General features: G+C 54.9%; 16 protein-coding genes. 9 read left to right on the plus strand and 7 right to left on the minus strand.

Annotation, left to right across the window (positions count from 1 at the left end; all coding sequences use genetic code 11):
• Positions 1 to 755 precede the first annotated feature (755 nt).
• A complete protein-coding gene (locus HCU74_RS18405; protein ID WP_246864721.1) occupies positions 756 to 1,979 on the plus strand; it encodes an EAL and HDOD domain-containing protein in 1,224 nt (407 codons plus the stop codon).
• A 152-nt stretch (positions 1,980 to 2,131) separates the two neighbouring features.
• Here the strand turns inward: HCU74_RS18405 and HCU74_RS18410 are convergent, their stop codons facing one another.
• Together HCU74_RS18410 and HCU74_RS18415 are read right to left on the minus strand one after the other, a co-directional pair.
• Positions 2,132 to 3,064 carry a sodium-dependent bicarbonate transport family permease gene (locus HCU74_RS18410; protein WP_168451908.1) on the minus strand — a complete coding sequence of 311 codons (933 nt, stop codon included), beginning with the start codon at positions 3,062 to 3,064 and terminating at the stop codon, positions 2,132 to 2,134.
• Positions 3,061 to 3,300, minus strand: coding sequence for a hypothetical protein (locus tag HCU74_RS18415; RefSeq protein WP_168451909.1), 240 nt, complete (start codon positions 3,298 to 3,300; stop codon positions 3,061 to 3,063). Before HCU74_RS18415 ends, HCU74_RS18410 begins: the two co-directional genes overlap by 4 nt.
• A 122-nt stretch (positions 3,301 to 3,422) precedes the next feature.
• Here HCU74_RS18415 and HCU74_RS18420 point away from each other — a divergent pair, with 122 nt between their 5' ends.
• Positions 3,423 to 4,385, plus strand: a complete 963-nt coding sequence (locus HCU74_RS18420) for a LysR family transcriptional regulator (protein WP_168451910.1) — start codon at positions 3,423 to 3,425, stop codon at positions 4,383 to 4,385.
• On the opposite strand, the gene HCU74_RS18425 is transcribed toward HCU74_RS18420, so the two are convergent.
• Entirely contained in the window at positions 4,382 to 5,353 is a 972-nt protein-coding gene (locus HCU74_RS18425) for a sterol desaturase family protein (protein ID WP_168451911.1), read from the minus strand. The two genes, HCU74_RS18420 and HCU74_RS18425, sit on opposite strands and share 4 nt — an antisense overlap.
• A 129-nt stretch (positions 5,354 to 5,482) precedes the next feature.
• Between HCU74_RS18425 and HCU74_RS18430 the strand changes: the two genes are divergently transcribed.
• The 7 genes from HCU74_RS18430 to HCU74_RS18460 all read left to right on the plus strand — a co-directional run bounded on the left by HCU74_RS18430 (position 5,483) and on the right by HCU74_RS18460 (position 13,088).
• Positions 5,483 to 5,857, plus strand: coding sequence for a hypothetical protein (locus tag HCU74_RS18430; RefSeq protein ID WP_168451912.1), 375 nt, complete (start codon positions 5,483 to 5,485; stop codon positions 5,855 to 5,857).
• A 48-nt stretch (positions 5,858 to 5,905) separates the two neighbouring features.
• Entirely contained in the window at positions 5,906 to 7,120 is a 1,215-nt protein-coding gene (locus HCU74_RS18435; RefSeq protein WP_168451913.1) for an efflux RND transporter periplasmic adaptor subunit, read from the plus strand.
• Positions 7,110 to 10,244, plus strand: coding sequence for an efflux RND transporter permease subunit (locus HCU74_RS18440; RefSeq protein ID WP_428480347.1), 3,135 nt, complete (start codon positions 7,110 to 7,112; stop codon positions 10,242 to 10,244). The genes HCU74_RS18435 and HCU74_RS18440 overlap by 11 nt, the downstream gene beginning before the upstream one ends.
• Positions 10,245 to 10,483: 239 nt before the next feature.
• Entirely contained in the window at positions 10,484 to 10,726 is a 243-nt protein-coding gene (locus tag HCU74_RS18445; RefSeq protein ID WP_168451914.1) for a helix-turn-helix domain-containing protein, read from the plus strand.
• Positions 10,719 to 11,960 carry a type II toxin-antitoxin system HipA family toxin gene (locus tag HCU74_RS18450; RefSeq protein WP_210425391.1) on the plus strand — a complete coding sequence of 414 codons (1,242 nt, stop codon included), beginning with the start codon at positions 10,719 to 10,721 and terminating at the stop codon, positions 11,958 to 11,960. The genes HCU74_RS18445 and HCU74_RS18450 overlap by 8 nt, the downstream gene beginning before the upstream one ends.
• 505 nt (positions 11,961 to 12,465) lie before the next feature.
• Positions 12,466 to 12,681 carry an AbrB/MazE/SpoVT family DNA-binding domain-containing protein gene (locus HCU74_RS18455; RefSeq protein WP_168451915.1) on the plus strand — a complete coding sequence of 72 codons (216 nt, stop codon included), beginning with the start codon at positions 12,466 to 12,468 and terminating at the stop codon, positions 12,679 to 12,681.
• Entirely contained in the window at positions 12,678 to 13,088 is a 411-nt protein-coding gene (locus HCU74_RS18460) for a PIN domain-containing protein (RefSeq protein ID WP_168451916.1), read from the plus strand. Before HCU74_RS18455 ends, HCU74_RS18460 begins: the two co-directional genes overlap by 4 nt.
• Here the strand turns inward: HCU74_RS18460 and HCU74_RS20480 are convergent.
• The 4 genes from HCU74_RS20480 to HCU74_RS18480 all read right to left on the minus strand — a co-directional run bounded on the left by HCU74_RS20480 (position 13,034) and on the right by HCU74_RS18480 (position 18,925).
• Positions 13,034 to 13,372, minus strand: coding sequence for a helix-turn-helix domain-containing protein (locus tag HCU74_RS20480; protein ID WP_428480348.1), 339 nt, complete (start codon positions 13,370 to 13,372; stop codon positions 13,034 to 13,036). The two genes, HCU74_RS18460 and HCU74_RS20480, sit on opposite strands and share 55 nt — an antisense overlap.
• Positions 13,373 to 13,596: 224 nt before the next feature.
• Positions 13,597 to 14,565: an ImmA/IrrE family metallo-endopeptidase gene (locus HCU74_RS18470; protein ID WP_168451917.1), complete on the minus strand. Its 969-nt coding sequence runs from the start codon at positions 14,563 to 14,565 to the stop codon at positions 13,597 to 13,599.
• Positions 14,566 to 14,703: 138 nt separating this feature from the next.
• The gene (locus tag HCU74_RS18475; RefSeq protein ID WP_168451918.1) at positions 14,704 to 15,948 is read right to left on the minus strand and encodes a ribonucleotide-diphosphate reductase subunit beta; all 1,245 of its coding nucleotides are present in this window, start codon (positions 15,946 to 15,948) and stop codon (positions 14,704 to 14,706) included.
• A 94-nt stretch (positions 15,949 to 16,042) separates the two neighbouring features.
• Entirely contained in the window at positions 16,043 to 18,925 is a 2,883-nt protein-coding gene (locus tag HCU74_RS18480; RefSeq protein WP_168451919.1) for a ribonucleoside-diphosphate reductase subunit alpha, read from the minus strand.
• Between the last annotated feature and the right edge of the window lie 323 nt (positions 18,926 to 19,248).

Raw genomic sequence — 19,248 nt, forward strand, 5'->3', positions numbered from 1 at the left:
AGATTCGTTTGAGTCTCGGGTTTTTTTATGGGTCTCTGGAAGTGGTATCCACTAGGCTCTGACCTACGGTCATGGCCAAAGCACTCGCTGCGCTCGCGGGCCACACTGTCGCCAGGCTTCTAAACCAATGGCCAAAGCACACACTGCGTGTGCGGGCCACACTAAATGCCCCAGCCGAGTTCGGTTGGGGCATTTTACGTTGTGGAATCCAAATAGTTGGGCAACTGGCTATGCCCAACGGTCATGGCCAAAGCACTCGCTAACGCTCGCGGGCCACGCTGTCGCCAGGCTTTAATTAAAATGGCCACAGCACTCGCTGCGCTCGCGGGCCACACTGCCCCGAGATTCGTTTGAGTCTCGGGTTTTTTTATGGGTCTCTGGAAGTGGTATCCACTAGGCTCTGACCTACGGTCATGGCCAAAGCACTCGCTGCGCTCGCGGGCCACACTGACCCGAGGTTCATCTGAGCCTCGGGTTTTTTTATGGTTCTGCGGTAGCTTCAGCGAGGCGAGACCCACAGCGCTTCGCGGGGCCGGCCCTGACCTACGGAGGTCAGGGCCAATGGCCAAAGCACACACTGCGTGTGCGGACTTTGTTAAGTTCAGACAGGTATGGCTAGCGGAGAGCACGTCACTTGATCAGGATCAACATGCACAAACGCGACCTTTGACTATACTTGTTTGGGCCGAAGGTCGTTCAAATCACTGACGGCGGTGAGTTGAGAATATCTACAACGGCACAACGTGGGGTTGATTTTGGACGTAGACAAGCCGCTTATGGCCCGCCAACCTATCCTGGATGCCAAGGGAGTCACCTTTGCCTATGAGTTGCTTTGTCGCTCTATTCCTATGAGCACAGAGGCGCTGCAGAGCTCTAATGGCAACCTGGCTACAGGTGAGATTTTGCTTGCCGCCTTTCTTGATATTGGCATCGACAATATCACTGGTGGGCTGCCTGCTTTTGTAAACATGACTGAATCCTGGCTGTCTATGCCGCCGGCCGTAAAGCCGGATAAGCTCGTTGTAGAGATTCTTGAATATGTGCCCCCGACAGATGCGAATATCGCAGCCGTGAAGGCGTTGCGTCAGCAGGGCTTTCGCGTTGCACTCGATGATTTCACCGGTGATGAAGTGCAGCGGGGTTGGTTGCCCTATGTCGATATCGTCAAAGTCGATGTCATGGATGTTCAGGCGCATACCAGCAGTGCGGAGCTTGTCAGTAGCAACCGCAATCCTGGGCTGATATGGCTCGCTGAGAAAGTAGAGACAATAGAGGATTACGAAAGACTAAAAGGCGAAGGCTATCAGCTGTTCCAGGGATTCTTCTTTAGTCGCCCAGCGTTGCTTTACGGAGAAAGAAAGCAGGACAGTCAGTATGCGGTTTTAAGACTGATTAATGAGCTGAATAACCCGGACAACACTACCCGGGACATCAGCACAGCAATACAAAGCGACCCCCAGCTGAGCTACCGCATTTTGCAGTTTATTAACTCAGCCAGCGTGAGTAGTGTCAATAAAGTCACCTCCATACATCAGGCCGTAACGATGGCCGGCGTTAAACGCATACTGGGCTGGGCAAATATGCTCGCGCTGGGGCGGTTGGACAATAAGCCTCGGGCGCTATTGGAGCAGGCCCTGTCGCGAGCCTACATCTGCCAGATGCTCGCAAAACACCTACCGTCTACCGATGACCAAACGGCTTATACAGTAGGGATGTTTTCCCTGCTGAATGCCTTCGTGGACGAGCCTATGGCAGAGGTCTGTGACAGGCTTCAGCTATCGGACGCGATGAGTGACGCGCTTCTCAGGGGTGATGGTATTTACGGGGAGATTCTCAAGGTCGCCACTTTGATGAGCGAGGGGCGACTGGAGAATATACGCAATGTTCCGAGGGGCATTGACCCCGGTATATTTGCCGAGGTTCAGCAAAGCGCATTTCTTGAAGTGGGGAATCAGCTGCGGTTGTGCGGGATAGCGTAAAGGCCCGTTAATCTTTCGGGGGCTGCCTGGACATTAATGCGCAAATAATGAAGGGTGGAAATCCACAGGGCCTACGGACACAGTTTATCCGCTGTGGTCGTGAGGCCCTGTGTGATTCAAGCCGATTCAGTCCGGCAGCGACGAGCGTCATCTCACCCAACAATCATCTCGACCAAAGTGATGTAGAGGGGGATGCCGACGATCACGTTAAAGGGGAAAGTCACGCCTAGGGACGCGGTGATCGATAAACCGTGATCGGCATTTGGCAGGGCGGCCCGCATCGCCGCGGGCACGGCGATATAGGACGCGCTGGCTCCGAGCACTGCGAGTAAGATCAGGCCACCCGGTGACAGGGCGATGGCATGGCCGATGGCTGCTCCAAGGAGTGCGCCGATCAGGGGCATGGCAACCGCGAAGGTGATAAGAAAGCTAATACTGTCTTTAAGGCCTTTCAGACGATCAGCAGCCACCATGCCCATTTCGAGGAGGAACAGTGCAAGTATCGCCGGGAACAGGTCAATAAACAGGGGGGTGATACGGCTCATCTGCTCCGCGCACAGGTAGCCAATAAGCAAGCCCCCGGTCATCAACACCATGCCCTGGTTGAGAAAGATTTCATGTAAAACATGGCTGCGGTTCGAGCCTTCGGTCTGGTTTTTGGCCAGCGCAAGGCCGATAGCAATCGCAGGCATTTCCAGTAGTACTACAAACAGCGGAAAGTAAGCCTCGTAGGCGATCTGGCGGTTGTCGAGCACAGCCACCGCTACCGCGTATGTGCCGACACTGACCGAGCCGTAGTGCGCTGCCAGCGATGCTGCGTCTATACGCTTCAGGCGGCCGATGACAAAAGCGAAGAAAAAAGCAATAACGGGGAGTATCACGCCCAGGCTAAGCACCCAGAGAGATTGGGAAAGTATGTTCGCCGAAGCGTGTCTGGAAAGAGCGACCCCGCCTTTGAGGCCGATCGCAAGCATAAGCATGATGGTCAGGCTTTTGTACAGGGACTCCGGTATGGCAAAGGGTGACTTTAGCAGGCGAGACACGACCCCCAGTAAAAAGAAGGCGACGACTATATCAATGGTCATTTTGCGTCACCTTTCAGGGCGTTACCGGCAATGAGTGTCGGGCGAGAAAAACGGCCAGACTGATGCAGGTACTGCACGGTATTCATCAGCAGCAACAGCGCGCCGACCAAGGCCGCCGCAAATCCGTCGTGTTCGGCGGTATTAAGCCAGAGCCCCAACAGTATCAGCCCTCCACCAACGAAAAGGCCAAAGGCAAGTTGATGCAGCAAGGCTGATGGGGAGTTTGATGAGTGCATGGAAACGTCTCCTTGTAGGTTGTGCGTGCATCTTGCGCCAAGTATTGAATAGACAAAAATAGATAATGATGTGATATTGCATAGATAAATATCTATTTAATGCTGCGATGACGCCAATGCCTATGCCGAACTTGATCCAAAAACTATCTCGCGGGGCAACTCTTCGGCAGCTGGAAATACTGGCGGTGGTATACCGCCTGGGGAGCATCAAAGCGGCGTCTGAGGCGCTACATCTGACCCAGCCAACAGTGTCGATGCAGCTGAAAAAACTGGGCGATGCCTCCGGTATGCCCCTGTATCAAATAATGGGGCGCAAGCTGGTGTTTACCGATTCGGGGCGTGAAATTGCGCTGTCGGCGACGCGTATATTTGGCGAATTAAGCGCTTTGGACATGAGGTTGTCCGAATTTAGGGGGCTGAGAGCCGGAGCGCTCAGGCTTTCGGTAGTGACCACCTCGAAATACTTTATCCCCCATATGCTTGGGCCTTTTTGTGAGCGCTATCCGGGTATTGATATTCAGCTGAATGTGGGAAATCGTCAGCAAATTATTGACCGCCTGGAAGCGGGAGATGAAGATTTTTATGTGTTTAGCCATCCCCCTGAAAATATCGATACGGTATCGACGCGCTTCCTCGTGAACCCACTGGTGGTGATTGCGCCTGAATCACATCCGTTGGCGGGAGAGCGGTCGGTGTCCTTGGTCCAGCTTGCCAGGGAGCCTTTCTTGATGCGGGAGCCCGGTTCCGGCACCCGCTATGCCATAGAACAATTTCTGCACAGGCATGACCTCAGGCTGAATGTCAAAATGACCATCCAAAGCAACGAGGCGATCAAGCACGCGGTGATGTCCGGCCTCGGTGTCTCTATCCTTTCGGCGCATACCCTGACCTTCGGTGGCAACGCCGGGCTGGTAGAGCTGCAGGTTGAAAAAATGCCCATAACAACGTCGTGGCACATGGTGTGGCCAAAGAGCAAAACGCTGTCGCCGATTGCTGACCGATTTCTGCAGTATGTTCACAATGAGGGCCGTCGCCTGATCGAGGGAGAGTTCAAAAGAGTGGGATTTGAGACCAGAGAGCTTTAATGCCCCTTCGGCAAATCCTGGCTATCGGCTGAAGCAACAGCGGGGGCGCTATTGGCTGGTGGTGTTTTTCTGAATGGCACCCACAGCTGAGACAACCAGTTGCTCGGGAGATTGTCGTCTGCGATACCCAACTGTTCGGGGCCAGAGCGCTCCGTGTCCCGGTAGCGAGTGCCGAACACCACGTCCCAAATGAGCAGATTGCTGCCGTAATTATGGTTTGCCTCGGAAATCCTGAGTGAGTGATGCCAGCGGTGCATTTCGCCAACACTGAACACCCAGCTCAGTGGGCCAAGTTTGAAGTTGATATTGGCATGTTGGAACAGGCCCAGCACCGAGTTTGCCAATCCTATCAGGGCTAACACCTCTGCACCTGCCCCGGCCAGCGCCAGCGGCACCGCATTGAACACGCCGCGAAACACCACTTCGCCGAAATGTGCGCGGGTGGCATTTAGCCAGTACAGCCGTCTGGGGTTGTGGTGAATGGCGTGGAAGCGCCATAGCAGAGGGACTTCGTGCAGCCAGCGGTGGGGCCAGTAATCGAAGAACTCCACGACAACGCAGGCCAGCAAAAACTGAGCGAGAAGTGGCCAGTCTGAGGGCCACAGGCCGGCGCCAATGGACTCAGCCAACATCGCGCCGAGTACGACAACCCCTGCGGCGACGGCCGGCTGGATCAGTGCATTGATACCGAAATAACAGGGGAGATACAGCACATCGGCTCCCAGATCACCCTGAGAGTGATTCCACTCCTTTTTGTAGGGCAGTGCGCGCTCCAAAACCAGTACCAGCACCAGGCTCACAAAGGTGCCAACCCCGACTACGAGGCTCGGCGGGTAGTCGTTAGCAATGGCCCATACGCCCCCGCCGAGAAGGGCGACAAGCGTTGCCGGAAAGACGAGCCAGGAAGCTACCGCCATCGCCCTCGATGCGTCTTCACTTTGGCTGTCGGAGGTTTGCGCGTGGCTCATGGCACTCCAGCTCGTGTTACCAGGGTTTAATACTGGTGGATTAATGATGACTACTTTACTACAAAGGCCGAAAAGGGGGTGTCGCGGCCCTCGCAGACATTGGCGTGGGATTAAGCTAGAATTCTGTGTATGAAAAACATTCTCTACAGCTTGTTGATGCTTATGGCCATCATGCCCGCGCTGGCGTGCGGGTCTTTTGACTGTGAGAATGTGCTGCCCGTGGCGACCGAGCTGCCCTGCCATGAACAGCCTGCGCAGCCGCATGGCCCCAGTGGGCCAATGCTGTTCAAAGACTGCACTAACCTGGATTTGAATTACTATCAGGCCGACAAGCCCATCCAGGAGCCGGTGTTAAAACTGATCAACTACTACGTCATTTTTGATGTTGCCGAGAGTGACTTTCTTGCCGGATTGCTTCCCGTCCATAGCGCCCGCGCTCCCCCCGATAATTTATATGCCCCTCCATCCGCACTGTACCTGAGTACCCTTCGTATTCGCATCTAGGCAATTCTGTCGTTGAAAGGCTATTCCCTCTCAATACAGGACATTGCTATGCGCGTGCTATTTCTAGTTGTTGTAATTTTTTTAAGTGCTCCCGCCTCTCTGGCCGAGGAGATTTATGTCTGCCCGATGCACCCCCATATCCACGGTGAGCAAGGGGAGACCTGCCCCGTCTGTGGAATGACGCTGGTGCCACAGGCGGCTCAGCCACCGGCGAAGCCCGCCAAGGCCAACGCGACGGGCCAGTCCGCGGTGCAAATTTCGCCTGATTTTATGCAAGCACTGGGTGTGAGAACGGCGAAGGTCGAGGAGCGTCTGTTGACCCAGCGTGTGCAGGCCTTTGGCGAAGTCGTGCCCAGCAGCCGCAATGCGCTGGCGCTAAGCATGCGCAGCGAAGGCTGGATCACCGATCTTCGCGCCAATGCCGTGGGTGATACGGTAAGCAAAGGCGACCTGTTGTTTACCTATTACAGCCCGGAGATTATCGCCGCCCAGGTCGATTACCTGACAGTAGCGGCGACAGAATCCCGGCAGGAAAGGGCCGAGCAGCGCCTGCGACTGTACGGCATGGAAGACAAGGCCATTGCCGAGTTCAAGGCTCGCGGAAAGGTCATCGAGCAAATGCCCTTTTACGCACCCTTCGATGGCACTGTCACAGAATTGCCCGTGCGCAAGGGGGACTACCTGCAAGCGGGAGAACTTGTACTCGGGTTGCAGAATTTCAGTCAGGTCTGGGTAAACGCTGCGATAGCCCTGCGAGACTTGCCCTTGATTGAGATAGGCCAGCATGCCGAAGTGAGAAACCCGGCAACGGGGCGTCGCTATAACAGCACCGTCGAGTTTATCCACCATGTGGCTGATCCGGTAAGTCGTACCGGCATCGTGAGATTGGCGCTGCCCCACGATATGGGAGACCCCAAGCCCGGCATCTATGTCGATGTGGAGTTTCAGGTGAATCCGGGAGCGCGATTGGCAGTGCCCAGCGAGGCTCTGTTATATGACCGACAGGGTGCCTACGTTTTTCTGGCACTGGATGAGGGCCGTTTTCAGGCCCGGCAAGTAGAAACCGGGGTGAGCTCAGAGGGGTACACCGAGATTCTTGCCGGTCTGCAACAGGGGCAGCGCATCGTCACCGCCGGCCAGTTCCTGATCGACGCCGAAAGCCGCCTGCGTTCTGGCATGTCACGTATGGAACATATGGGTCACGGCGATGAAGCCGCTGGGTCATCTCCCGGCAACAGCATGGAGGCTCACCATGCTCACTGAAGGTCGCGACCCGCAGAAGGGGCTGGTCGCCGGTATTATTGGCTGGTCGGTGAACAATCGTTTTCTGGTATTGCTCGCGGCTCTGTTCATTCTTGTTGCCGGCTCGGTGTCACTGAACAACATTCCGCTGGATGCGATACCGGATCTTTCCGACACCCAGGTGATTGTTCGTACCGAATGGCCGGGGCAGGCGCCGCAGGTTATTGAAGACCAGGTGACCTATCCGCTGGCCAGTCAGATGCTGGGGCTGCCCAAAATCAAAAGTGTTCGCGGGGTGTCCATGTTTGGCACCTCTTTCCTCTATGTCGTATTTCAGGACGATGTGGACGTGTACTGGGCAAGAAGTCGAGTGCTGGAGTCCCTGACCCAGACGGCGTCCTCGTTGCCTGCGGGGGCGAGAACCAGTCTTGGGCCTGACGCCACCGGCGTGGGCTGGGTGTTTCAATACGCCCTCTATGACAACAGCGGTGGCCACGATTTGCAGCAACTGCGCTCCCTGCAGGACTGGTTTGTGCGCTATGAGTTGCTCTCGGTGGGCGGTGTCTCCGAGGTCGCCAGTGTGGGCGGCTATGTAAAGGAATATCAGGTACTGGTCGACCCCAAAAAATTGCGCGCCTTTGACCTCTCCCTGACGGAGGTGATTAACGCCGTACGGGGGGCTAACGGCGAAACCGGTGGGCGCACATTGGAAATGGGCGAGACCGAGTACCTGATCCGCTCCCTCGGCTATCTGCAAACCCCGCGGGATCTAGAGCAAGCGGTGATTCGCGCCAGCAATGGCGTACCAGTGCAGATTCGCGATATCGCCCGGGTTGTGGAAGGCCCGGCCCTGCGCCGGGGAATTACTGAGCTCAATGGCCGGGGCGAGGTGGTGGGAGGCATTGTAGTGATGCGCTCCGGGGCCAACGCCTTGCAGGTGATTGAGCAGGTGAAGGACCGACTGAAAGCAGTGCAGCAGGGGCTCCCCGCCGGTGTGGAGCTGGACGTGGTGTACGACCGCAGTCAGCTGATCTCACAGTCGGTGGATTACCTCAAGACCAAGCTGATCGAAGAGTGTCTGGTAGTAGTGCTAATCAGTTTTGTGTTTCTGCTCCATGCACGCAGTGCACTGGTTGCGGTGATCACCCTGCCACTGGGGGTACTGGCCGCCTTCGTAGTGATGCGTGCCCAGGGCCTCAGCGCCAATATCATGTCCCTTGGCGGCATCGCGATTGCCATCGGTGCCATGGTGGACGCGGCCATCGTGATGGTGGAAAACGCCCATCGCAAGCTGGCCAGTCTGCCCACGGAGGCCAGCACCACCGAGAAAAATCAGGCCCTGATCACCGCGGCGAAAGAGGTGGGGCCAGGGCTGTTTTTCAGTTTGCTGATTATTACCGTGTCGTTTTTCCCGGTCTTTGCGCTGACCGGACAGTCCGCTCGGTTGTTCGCCCCGCTGGCGTTTACCAAGACCTATGCCATGGCGGCGGCGAGTGTGCTGTCGGTGACTCTGGTGCCGGTGCTGATGCTGTTTCTCGTTCGAGGGCGGATACGCGATGAAGACAGCAATCCGGTGAATCGCTTTTTTGTCGCGCTTTACCGCCCGAGTCTGAACGCGGCGATCAAATATAAAAAGCTCACTCTCGGGCTGTGCCTCGCGGCACTGGTCAGCACCGCTATCCCGATCAAACAACTGGGCTCGGAATTTATGCCCCCCCTGTATGAGGGCGGTATTTTGTATATGCCGATGACCCTGCCAGGTGTGTCGGTGACCAAAGCTCGGGAAATTCTACAGGTCACCAATCGACAGTTAATGGCCATTCCGGAAGTGGTTCACGCCTTTGGCAAGGCGGGACGCTCCGACTCCGCGACTGATCCCGCACCGCTGTTGATGATAGAAACCTGGGTGGAATTGAAACCCCGAAGTGCGTGGCGACCAGGCATGACCCCGGAAAAGCTCATTCGGGAAATGGATGGCGCAGTGGGCTTGCCCGGTATGATGAACAGCTGGAACTACCCGATAAAAACCCGCTTGGAAATGCTCACCACCGGTATCAGAACGCCGGTTGGCATCAAGGTGTCGGGCCCTGATCTGGAAGGCATTGATGCCATTTCAAAACAGGTGGAGGCCATTGCCCGCGAGGTGCCCGGCACCCGCAGTGCTATTGCCGATCGTGTGCAGGGGGCGAGATACATTGAAATTCAGCCGGATCGACGGGCACTGGCGCGCTACGGCATCTCACTGCAGCATTTCCAGACGGTTATCCAAACAGCGCTGGGTGGCATGGAGCTGGACCAAGCGATAGAAGGGCGCGAACGCTACCCGATTATGGTTCGCTATGACCGTCCGTATCGCGAACATATCGAAGACCTGAACGATATACTGGTATCCGGCGCCAATGGTATACAAATTCCACTGGCTGACATCGCCAGCATTGCCGTTGCCAATGGGCCGGCGATGATTCGATCCGAAGATGCCAGATTAAACGGCTTTGTTTTCGTCGATATCGAAGGCCGGGATTTAGGCGGCTACATTACGGCGTTAAACGATCACCTGAGCGACATCGACCTGCCCCCCGGCTACTCACTTAAGCTGTCTGGCCAGTTCGAGCAAATGCAAACCGCCAAAAAGCGCCTGAGAATTACCGTTCCCGCCACGCTGCTGATTATTGTGGTATTGCTCTACCTGTATTTTGGCCAGTGGGACAGAACGATGATGATTTTGCTGTCGGTGCCCTTTGGTCTGATCGGCGGCTTCTGGTGGCTGTGGCTGGCCGATTATCAATTATCAGTCGCCGTGGCCGTCGGGTTTATCGCGCTGGCAGGGGTAGCGGTAGAAACCGCTCTGGTCATGCTGTTGTTTATCGACCAGCAAATGCGGGAGCATCCTCCGGCAAGATACAGCGAATTTGTCGACAACGTGAAACAGGGAGCAGTAATGCGCCTGCGGCCAAAGTTAATGACGGTTAGCACCATAGTGCTCGGTCTCACGCCCATTTTTATGACAGAAGGCCCCGGCTCGGAAATTATGCGGCGCATTGCACTGCCCATGTTGGGTGGAATGTTGTCGACGACTGTGCTGACGCTGATACTGATGCCGCTGGTATATATTTTGTATTTTGGTCGATCGTTGAAAGTGGACTAACACCTTGGGCGGAAAGGGCGGTATGAGTTCTGGTTGGCGATGACGGATCTCATGCGGTGATTGTCGCTATGGCGATGCCCATCCCTGCTGCGCAGTGGCTCCTGGGGAAAGGCCTGGTCTTCGATAGAAAGAAGTGACAGCTTTCCTTTGGCCTTAGTTGCCTTGTGAGTACTTTATATTGTTGTATTATTTTACAACTTATTGGGTATAATGCGGCGTTTGTTCTATTATTATGAAACATGACTGACTCGCTGCCTGAGCTGGGCAAGCGCTTAAGCGCGGCCCGCAAAGATCGATTTCCAAAAGATGGCGTACGCGGTTTTGCGCCGCGTATTGGCGTAAGTGTGTCTACACTCGTCAAAATGGAGCAGGGCAAGCTGTCGGTGTCGCTTGCCAACTACTTTGAGGCCGCCAGAGTGCTGGGCCTGGAAGACCAGTTCAACCTGTTATTTGTCTTGCCGACGTCCTTATTCGATGATTGAGAAAGCCCGCTACGCGCTGCATATCGACCTTCCCGGCACTGGGCGAACTCAGGCTGCTGATGTGGTGATTGTGGAAGATCGGGGGCACGTTAACCAGGTCGGCTTTCGATATCGCCAGGACTACCTGGAGATGCCGGGTGCTATCGCTATCGACCCTGTTTCCCTGCCGTTGTCACCCAAAGAGCGGGCCATAGAATGTCGCGGCGGCCTGCCTGCGTTCCTCGACGATTATTTACCCGATGCCTGGGGGCGCCGCGTATTAAGTTACGCCGTGCTTAAGCAGACTGGCGAAAGGATAAACGTCAATAGCGCAATCGCGTGCTTAAACGCCTTGCGCCGTAGTCGAATAGGCGCGCTGGAGCTCACCCCTCCAAGTGAGCGGCCTGAATACCAATTCGGCATAGCGTGGGAAGAGCTCGCTCTGGCAGAAAACATCGCCCACCAAATTGATACATTGCCATTTGAAGAAATCCCGCGCGAATCGCTCGATTTAATATATCTGGCCAACGAAGGGTCTGGGGTTGGCGGCGCACGCCCAAAATCACTGGTATATCGTGGCGACGAGGCCTTTCTTGCAAAATTCAACCGACTGGAAAGTGATCAATTCAACGTTGCTCGGGTCGAACTCGCTTGTCTTAAAATGGCAAAAGCCGCTGGCCTCAATGTCTATGGCGGCGAACTGGTTGAGGATATAACAGGGCGCGATGTGCTGTTACTGCAACGCTTTGATATTTTCGAGTCACATCGGCGCCACCTGATTTCCATCAATGGTTTGCGTAAAGACGCTTACCAGCGGGACGATGCCGGTGTGTTTCGCTACGACGACATCCACAGGTTGCTGCAATCCCACAGCACCAATTATCGTGCGGATGCCGAGCAGTTATTGCGGCAAATGCTGTTCAATCGTGCGATCAATAATACCGACGACCACGAGCGAAATTTTTCAATGATCAATGACGGCAGCGGGTATCGCTTATCACCCGCCTACGATTTGGTGCCCAGCCTCACCACAGGGACGTATCACGTTGCTGGCTATCAGTACTCCCCTTTTCCGCCAAAGCCGAGCGAGATAGTCAATCAGGGAAAAGTGTTCGGCCTGGACAAGACCACGGTTAAAAATATCGCTGAACAGATAATAAATGCCATTGGGCGGTGGGACGAATTTGCGACTGAGTGCAAGATCAGCGATACGGATCACGCTGCTATTCAAAACCTGCTTCATAAAATGGCTTGATGCCTAGGTTTGGTGGTGATGCGTCTTTTGCCACCAACTGAGCCTACTGTGATGGTGGCACTTACCGATAATGTGTAGGTGCCTGCCAGTTAGTATCTGCGAGGAGTGGGTATAAGCTAGCTCCCCGGATACTTATCCCAGGTCTCCGATGAGTGCGGATTCAGCTCAAGCAAGTCAATGGCAACGTCCTCAACCGTACTGCGGAGATCTCGAAGCCACCGGACATGCCTATTTCCTCTAGGCGAATTGCCGAATGAAAAATAGCATAATAAAAACAATCTGTTACAGATCGTGCTGTGGGTGGCGGCAGCGTGCTGTCCGGTATGTCGTTGTCTATAAGGAAGGTCGGTATTTTTTTAAAATGCCGGAACTGACCTCATTGTCGGAAGTATTCACTAGTTCTTGATGCTCACCAGTGGTGATCTACACTTGATTTCTTTACTTATTGCGCTATGTAAAGACTGTGTTATCTTTACAATGGGTGAAATGTAAGGGGGATCGTGGCATGCCAAAAGTCAGCGCCAAAGGGCAAATTACTCTGCCCGCAAGTCAAAGAGAAGCTATCGGTGTGAGGCCTGGCGATGAAATCGAAACGTTCGTCGTAGATGATCAGATCAATATCGTTAAGAAGGTTACTGGTGCCGCAAAGGGGATGTTGAAAAACGTCAAAGTGAAGGCTTCGATAAGTGATGAGCAATCAAAGGAGTCCGCCCTGTCGTGATCGCCATTGATACCAATGTGTTGTTGCGGTATTTGCTCGAAGATGATCCTGTTCAATCGACCAAAGCAGCCAAATTGATTGGTGGTAGTCGTACAGTACTGGTCACCGATGTGGTTTTAATTGAAACGATTTGGACGCTGAAAGGTAGGAAATATCAACTGGATAAGCCGGAGTTGGTCAACGTAATCAAAGCGCTCTTTCAAGAGCCAAATATTCGATTTGAAGATGGGCAGGCTACTTGGGTCGCGCTCGATCAGTATCGTAAATCTAATGGGGCAGACTTTGCGGATGCGCTTATCGTGAACAAAGCAAAGTTGATCGCCAGTGAGCCAGGCGAAACATTCGAAGGCTCTTATACCTTCGATAAAGCTGCACAGAAATTGCCAGAAGCAAAAGAGCCTAAATAGGCGGAAAGCTTTCGCACCGGCACCCTATTATAAGGCGTGCCGGTGTCAGCAATTGCTTTGGCCGGCATATCGTTTATATTGGCTTCTCTGGCTATGTTTAAGAGATCGCCTACTTGGCATTCAAATAGCAGGCACAGCTTTTCAATGGCTTCAAGATCTACTTTCTGGGCCGTCTCTTTATATAGAAGCGTAATCGTGGCACGGCTTAAGCCTGTTTCTCTGGCGACGTCGGCAATACGCAGCTTGTGCTCACCCATTATGCGGGCGAGATGGCAGCGGATCATGGCTGTGTCCCCGTAAGACTGGTTTTTATTTAGCGCTAGAGCTTACCATGAATTTTCTATCTGACTAGCATTATGAGAGATGAGGTTGAATTATGGCGTTCTAACTGGGAGGTCTGGCTGGGGTGCCTTAATGGGCGGCAGACAGTGAGGTAGTCCGCCTAGCGTAACAGTGAATCGAGTTTGTTAATTACAGTTGGTTTCTTCTTGTGGCCAAGTTCCGTTAGCTAGCTAACTATGCCGATTTCCTCTAATCGAATTGCCATTGCCTCCACTGAAACGTTGAACTGGTGAGCCAGTGAGATGAAACGTTCACCGTTGTAATACTCTGAGCTTGCCAGTAGGCGAGATAAGTCGCGAACGCTTTTAATTTTTGTGGCTGCCTGTGGGGAGTTGAGGGCAAAAGCAGTTTCTGGTGTGAGCTTAAACTTTTCGCAAAGGAAGCGCGCTCTAAATTGTCTTTTCATCAGCTTTGTTGGCATCAGGAAAAATGTCGCGAATTTGTCGGCTTCCCATTCGCGGCCTGACCGCTTGGAGGCGCCGTCAATTGCGCGATCTCGATGAAGGCCGTGTTCTTGGTGTAAAACCGCGTGTGCTAGCTCATGCGCGGCTGTGAAGTTTTGTATGTGAGAGGGAAACTCCTCAGAAATGTACGTTTTCTTTTCGTCATTATCGATATATCCGGCGACCTTATGGCGATTGGCCCCTGAGCCAAAGTGGCCTAGAGATCCTTGTTTCTCGAATTCATATCCAAGGCCCCGCAGCACGATAGCGGGGTTAAGCAATTTAGTTGGATCTTCGGGGGGCGCCCCTTCATATAGCGGGTATCGAAGCTTCCATATAGCTTTGAGTATATTTTGGGCGATCTTCTCAATTTGTTCCTCAGAATAGCGGCGTTGCTTTTTAGGCATTGCGGCATTGAGGGCGGCAAGCTGATAAGTATTTTCTGTGGCGGAGGCTAGGGCCACGAAATTACCGTCTCCGTCCAAGTGGGCGTATGGATTCTGGAGCTGTATGCGGCTTTCCCGTACCGACGGGGACTTATTTGGTAATACTTCAGGTGTAGGTTCCGGCGTTTTGGTTTTCTTTTGGCTCCGATGTTTCGTTGATGAGGTGGAGTATTCGAATCCATGCTCACCCTCGTAAGCATAGGGGTTCTGCAGCAGAAGTCTGCTTTCCTTCAGACGTTTCGACATTATGATGAACCTCCTATGCTATATAGTGCCTTTAAATCAAAGGGTTGCGGCATTCTTAACAGGGATCGTCACTGGGGAGCGGTATCATCTTTAGTGACAAAATGAACATCTCTAGTGACAATTCCCGGCAAACTCAATCTACCAACTCAACGCCCCACCCGTCTGATACTCAATAACCCGCGTCTCAAAGAAGTTTTTCTCCTTACGCAAATCCATAATCTCGCTCATCCATGGGAAGGGGTTTTGTGCGCCGGGGAATTGCTCTTTCAGGCCGAGCTGGTTCAGGCGACGGTTGGCGATGAAGTGGAGGTATTCTTCCATCATTGCCGCGTTCATGCCGAGTACGCCGCGGGGCATGGAGTCTTTGGCGTATTCGATTTCCAGTTGGCAGCCTTCGACGATCATCTGGCTGACTTCCTGCTGGAATTTTTCGCTCCACAGGTGGGGGTTTTCCAGTTTGATCTGGTTGATCATGTCGATGCCGAAGTTGAGGTGCATGGACTCGTCGCGCAGGATGTACTGGAACTGTTCGGCCACGCCGGTCATCTTGTTGCGGCGGCCCATGGACAGGATCTGGGTGAAGCCGCAGTAGAAGAAGATGCCTTCGGTTACGCCGTAGAAGCCAATCAGGTTACGCAGCAATTCCTGGTCGGCTTCGGGGGTGCCGGTTTTGAAGTTGGGGTCGCCCAGTGCCTGGGTGTGTTTCAGGCTCCATGCGGCCTTTTTGGCGATGGAGGGCAGTTCGCGGTACATGTTGAACACTTCGGCTTCGTCCATGCCCAGTGACTCTACACAGTATTGGTAGGCGTGGGTGTGGATGGCTTCTTCAAAAGCCTGGCGCAGCAGGTATTGGCGACATTCGGGGTTGGTGATGTGGCGGTATACCGCCAGTACCAGGTTGTTGGCGACCAGCGAGTCGGCGGTGGAGAAATAACCCAGTGAGCGCATGACGATACGGCGCTCGTCTTCGGTCAGGCCTTCCGGATTTTTCCAGCAGGCGATGTCGGCGGTCATGTTGACCTCTTGGGGCATCCAGTGGTTGGCGCAGCCGTCGAGGTATTTCTGCCAAGCCCAGTCGTATTTGAAGGGCACCAGTTGGTTGAGGTCGAGGTGGCAGTTGATGATGCGCTTGTCTTCGACGCGCAAACGGGCGGCGCCCATTTCCAGCTCTTCAAGGCCGGCGGCAACGTCGAGGTTGTCCAGGGCTTCGCTGGCTTTTTCTACCACTGAGCTGGCCGTGCTCTCGCTCGCGGGGGGCGTCTGGCTGGCTACCGCGGGGCGGGGTGCTGGCGCAGGCTCGCGAACTTCGTTTGCCGGGGCTGCGGGCTTTTTGGGTTTCGCGGAGGGGGTGTCTTCTTGATCGAAATCGTCCCAGCTCAACATGTTGTACTCACCTCAATTTTCTGTGCGTTATGGCTATGCGGTATGTCTGTATGGCGGTGCAAAATGGCGCCCGCGAGCGAGCGCCGCGGGCCGTTTACTGGCAGGCCTCGCAATCGGGATCGTCCAGTGAACAGGCCTGTGGCACGGGGGCCGCCTGGGGCTCGGCAGCGGGTGCGCTGGACGAGACCTTGTTCATGGAGCCCTGGTTTACCGTGGACTTTTCGGTAGAGCTGGCGGCCAGTGCGCGGAGGTAGTAGGTGGTTTTCAGGCCACGGTACCACGCCATGCGGTAGGTAATGTCCAGCTTCTTGCCCGAGGCGCCAGCGATGTACAGGTTTAGCGACTGGGCTTGATCCAGCCATTTCTGACGGCGGCTGGCCGAGTCCACCAACCAGCGTGGCTCAACTTCAAAGGCGGTGGCGTACAGGGCCTTGAGGTCGTCGGGAATGCGGTCGATTTTCTGCACCGAGCCCTCGTAGTATTTCAGGTCGTTAACCATTACCGCGTCCCACAGGCCACGGGCTTTCAGGTCGCGCACCAGGTAGGGGTTAACCACGGTGAATTCGCCGGAGAGGTTCGATTTCACATACAGGTTCTGGTAGGTCGGCTCGATGGACTGCGACACGCCGGTGATATTGGCAATGGTCGCCGTCGGCGCAATCGCCATGACGTTGGAGTTGCGCATGCCCTGGGTTTTCACGGTTTCGCGCAGGCTGTCCCAGTCCAGAGTGCTGCTTTGGTCGACTTCGATGTAGTCGGCACCACGCTCTTCGATCAGCAGTTTAACGGAGTCGATGGGCAGAATGCCGCGGCTCCACAGTGAGCCGTCAAAGGTCTGGTAGCTGCCGCGTTCGGCGGCCAGGTCGCTGGAGGCTTTGATGGCGTAATAGCTGATGGCTTCCATGGAGCGGTCGGCAAACTCTACAGCATCGTCAGACGAGTAGGGGATGTGCTGCTTGTACAGTGCGTCCTGAAAGCCCATCAAGCCAAGGCCCACCGGGCGGTGCTTGAAGTTGGAGTTTTGCGCCTGGGGCACGCTGTAGTAGTTGATGTCGATAACATTGTCGAGCATCCGTACCGCCGTCTTGATGGTTTTCTCCAGCTTGGCCAGGTCGAGCCGGGCCTCGCCGTTGTCACCCTCGACGATGTGCTGGGCCAGGTTGACGGAGCCGAGGTTGCAGACGGCAATCTCGTCCTTGTTGGTGTTCAGGGTGATTTCAGTACACAGGTTAGACGAGTGCACTACACCGACATGCTGCTGCGGGCTGCGCAGGTTGCAGGGGTCTTTGAAGGTGATCCACGGGTGGCCTGTTTCAAACAGCATGGACAGCACTTTGCGCCACAGGTCGGCGGCTTTCACGCGCTTGTACAGTTTCAGCTCGCCGCGACGGGTCATTTCTTCGTAGTGGGTGTAACGCTCTTCAAAGGCCTTGCCATACAGGTCGTGCAGGTCGGGCACATTGTTGGGCGAGAACAGGGTCCACTCGCCGTCTTCGAATACCCGTTTCATAAACAGGTCGGGAATCCAGTTGGCGGTGTTCATATCGTGGGTGCGGCGGCGGTCGTCGCCGGTGTTTTTACGCAGCTCCAGGAATTCCTCGATGTCCATGTGCCAGGTTTCCAGGTAGGCACAGACCGCGCCTTTGCGCTTGCCGCCCTGGTTGACCGCTACCGCGGTGTCGTTCACCACTTTCAGGAAGGGGACAACACCCTGTGACTTGCCGTTGGTGCCCTTGATGTAGGCGCCCAGACCGCGAACCGGTGTCCAGTCGTTGCCGAGGCCCCCGGCAAATTTAGACAGCATGGCGTTGTCCTGAATCGCACCGTAAATGCCGTGCAGGTCGTCGGGAACGGTGGTCAGGTAGCAGCTCGACAGCTGTGGACGCAGGGTGCCTGCGTTGAACAGCGTAGGTGTTGAGCTCATATAGTCGAAGGAGCTGAGCAGGTTGTAGAACTCGATGGCGCGCTCGTTCTTGTTCTCTTCGCGCATGGCCAGACCCATGGCCACCCGCATAAAGAAGATTTGCGGCAGTTCAATGCGCACTTCGTTGCTGTGAATAAAGTAGCGGTCGTACAGGGTTTGCAGGCCGAGGTAGTGGAACTGGTGATCGCACTCGGGCTTGAGCGCCGCGCCCAGGGCTTCCAGGTCGAAGTCGCGCAGCTCGGGGGAGATCAGTTCCAGCTCAATGCCTTTTTCAATGTAGACCGGAAGGGCTTTGGGGTAGTACTCGGTCATGTCGTGCTGGGTGGCGCTTTCTGCCACTCCAAGGAAGCTCAGGGCCTCGGCGCGCAGTTTGTCCAGCAGCAAACGGGCGGTGACCAGGCTGTAGTTGTGCTCTTTTTCCACCATCGCACGGGCGGTAATGACTAGAGAGGTGTTGATCTCGGTTTCAGAAACACCGTTGTACAGACTCTTCAGTGCTTCCTCGAGAACGTGTTGGGCCGACACGTCTTCCAGGCCTTCACAGGCTTCGTTTACGATAAATTCAAGGCGGCCCAGGTCCAGTGGAGCCTCGCTGCCATCGGCGCGCTTAACGCGAATGCTGGGATGGGTTTTTTCCGGCACAGGGCTGTTGTGGGCGCGCTCTTCGGCGCGGGCGGCGCGATACAATACGTAGCCCCGGGCAATCTTGTGCTCGCCGCTGCGCATCAGGGCGAGCTCCACCTGATCCTGAATTTCTTCAATATGGATGGTGCCGCCTGTGGGCATACGGCGTTTAAAGGTGGCGGTGACTTGGTCGGTCAGCTTGGCAACCGTTTCGTGGATGCGGGTAGATGCGGCGGCATTGCCCCCTTCAACCGCAAGAAAGGCCTTGGTGATAGCGACGCTGATCTTGTCGTCGGTATAGCTGACGACTGAGCCGTTGCGTTTGATGACCCGGAGTTGGCCGGGTGCGGTGGCGCTCAGTTCCTCACTGCTGGAGGGCTGCGGCGGAACAGGTTTGGCGGTGGCGCTGCTATCTTGGGATGTTTGCATGGTTTTTCTGGCCCTTGCTTTTGAGTGCTGTGCTGGATGTCAATCTGTTGTCGCGATAAGGCGGCGACGCAGGGGTATGTGAACCCCTAAAACCGTGAATAATTATCTACAACTGCTACTTGTGCTATGGGGGGAAATACGCTGCCGGTGGCAGTAAGCCCCCATATATGGGGTATTTTTGATTTCGGGATACAAGATAATGCGGTTTTGCACTCTGTGCAAGCGCAAGATCTTGTGTGTGGCGTGTGGGTAAGGTGTGGATAACCATGGGGTAACTTGGCGGCTGTCTGCAAGTGCCCGCGCGCTGGGCATTTCAGCGAGGG

It is taken from the genome of Spongiibacter thalassae, assembly GCF_012272835.1.
In the GTDB taxonomy this organism is placed as follows: domain Bacteria; phylum Pseudomonadota; class Gammaproteobacteria; order Pseudomonadales; family Spongiibacteraceae; genus Spongiibacter; species Spongiibacter thalassae.

Excerpts from the sequence above, each read along its gene's own strand:
- HCU74_RS18410 (WP_168451908.1), bottom strand. The coding sequence starts at position 3,064 with ATGACCATTGATATAGTCGTCGCCTTCTTTTTACTGGGGGTCGTGTCT.
- HCU74_RS18415 (WP_168451909.1), bottom strand. The coding sequence starts at position 3,300 with ATGCACTCATCAAACTCCCCATCAGCCTTGCTGCATCAACTTGCCTTT.
- HCU74_RS18420 (WP_168451910.1), top strand. The coding sequence starts at position 3,423 with ATGCCGAACTTGATCCAAAAACTATCTCGCGGGGCAACTCTTCGGCAG.
- HCU74_RS18425 (WP_168451911.1), bottom strand. The coding sequence starts at position 5,353 with ATGAGCCACGCGCAAACCTCCGACAGCCAAAGTGAAGACGCATCGAGG.
- HCU74_RS18430 (WP_168451912.1), top strand. The coding sequence starts at position 5,483 with ATGAAAAACATTCTCTACAGCTTGTTGATGCTTATGGCCATCATGCCC.
- HCU74_RS18435 (WP_168451913.1), top strand. The coding sequence starts at position 5,906 with ATGCGCGTGCTATTTCTAGTTGTTGTAATTTTTTTAAGTGCTCCCGCC.
- HCU74_RS18440 (WP_428480347.1), top strand. The coding sequence starts at position 7,110 with ATGCTCACTGAAGGTCGCGACCCGCAGAAGGGGCTGGTCGCCGGTATT.
- HCU74_RS18445 (WP_168451914.1), top strand. The coding sequence starts at position 10,484 with ATGACTGACTCGCTGCCTGAGCTGGGCAAGCGCTTAAGCGCGGCCCGC.
- HCU74_RS18450 (WP_210425391.1), top strand. The coding sequence starts at position 10,719 with ATGATTGAGAAAGCCCGCTACGCGCTGCATATCGACCTTCCCGGCACT.
- HCU74_RS18455 (WP_168451915.1), top strand. The coding sequence starts at position 12,466 with ATGCCAAAAGTCAGCGCCAAAGGGCAAATTACTCTGCCCGCAAGTCAA.
- HCU74_RS20480 (WP_428480348.1), bottom strand. The coding sequence starts at position 13,372 with ATGATCCGCTGCCATCTCGCCCGCATAATGGGTGAGCACAAGCTGCGT.
- HCU74_RS18470 (WP_168451917.1), bottom strand. The coding sequence starts at position 14,565 with ATGTCGAAACGTCTGAAGGAAAGCAGACTTCTGCTGCAGAACCCCTAT.
- HCU74_RS18475 (WP_168451918.1), bottom strand. The coding sequence starts at position 15,948 with ATGTTGAGCTGGGACGATTTCGATCAAGAAGACACCCCCTCCGCGAAA.
- HCU74_RS18480 (WP_168451919.1), bottom strand. The coding sequence starts at position 18,925 with ATGCAAACATCCCAAGATAGCAGCGCCACCGCCAAACCTGTTCCGCCG.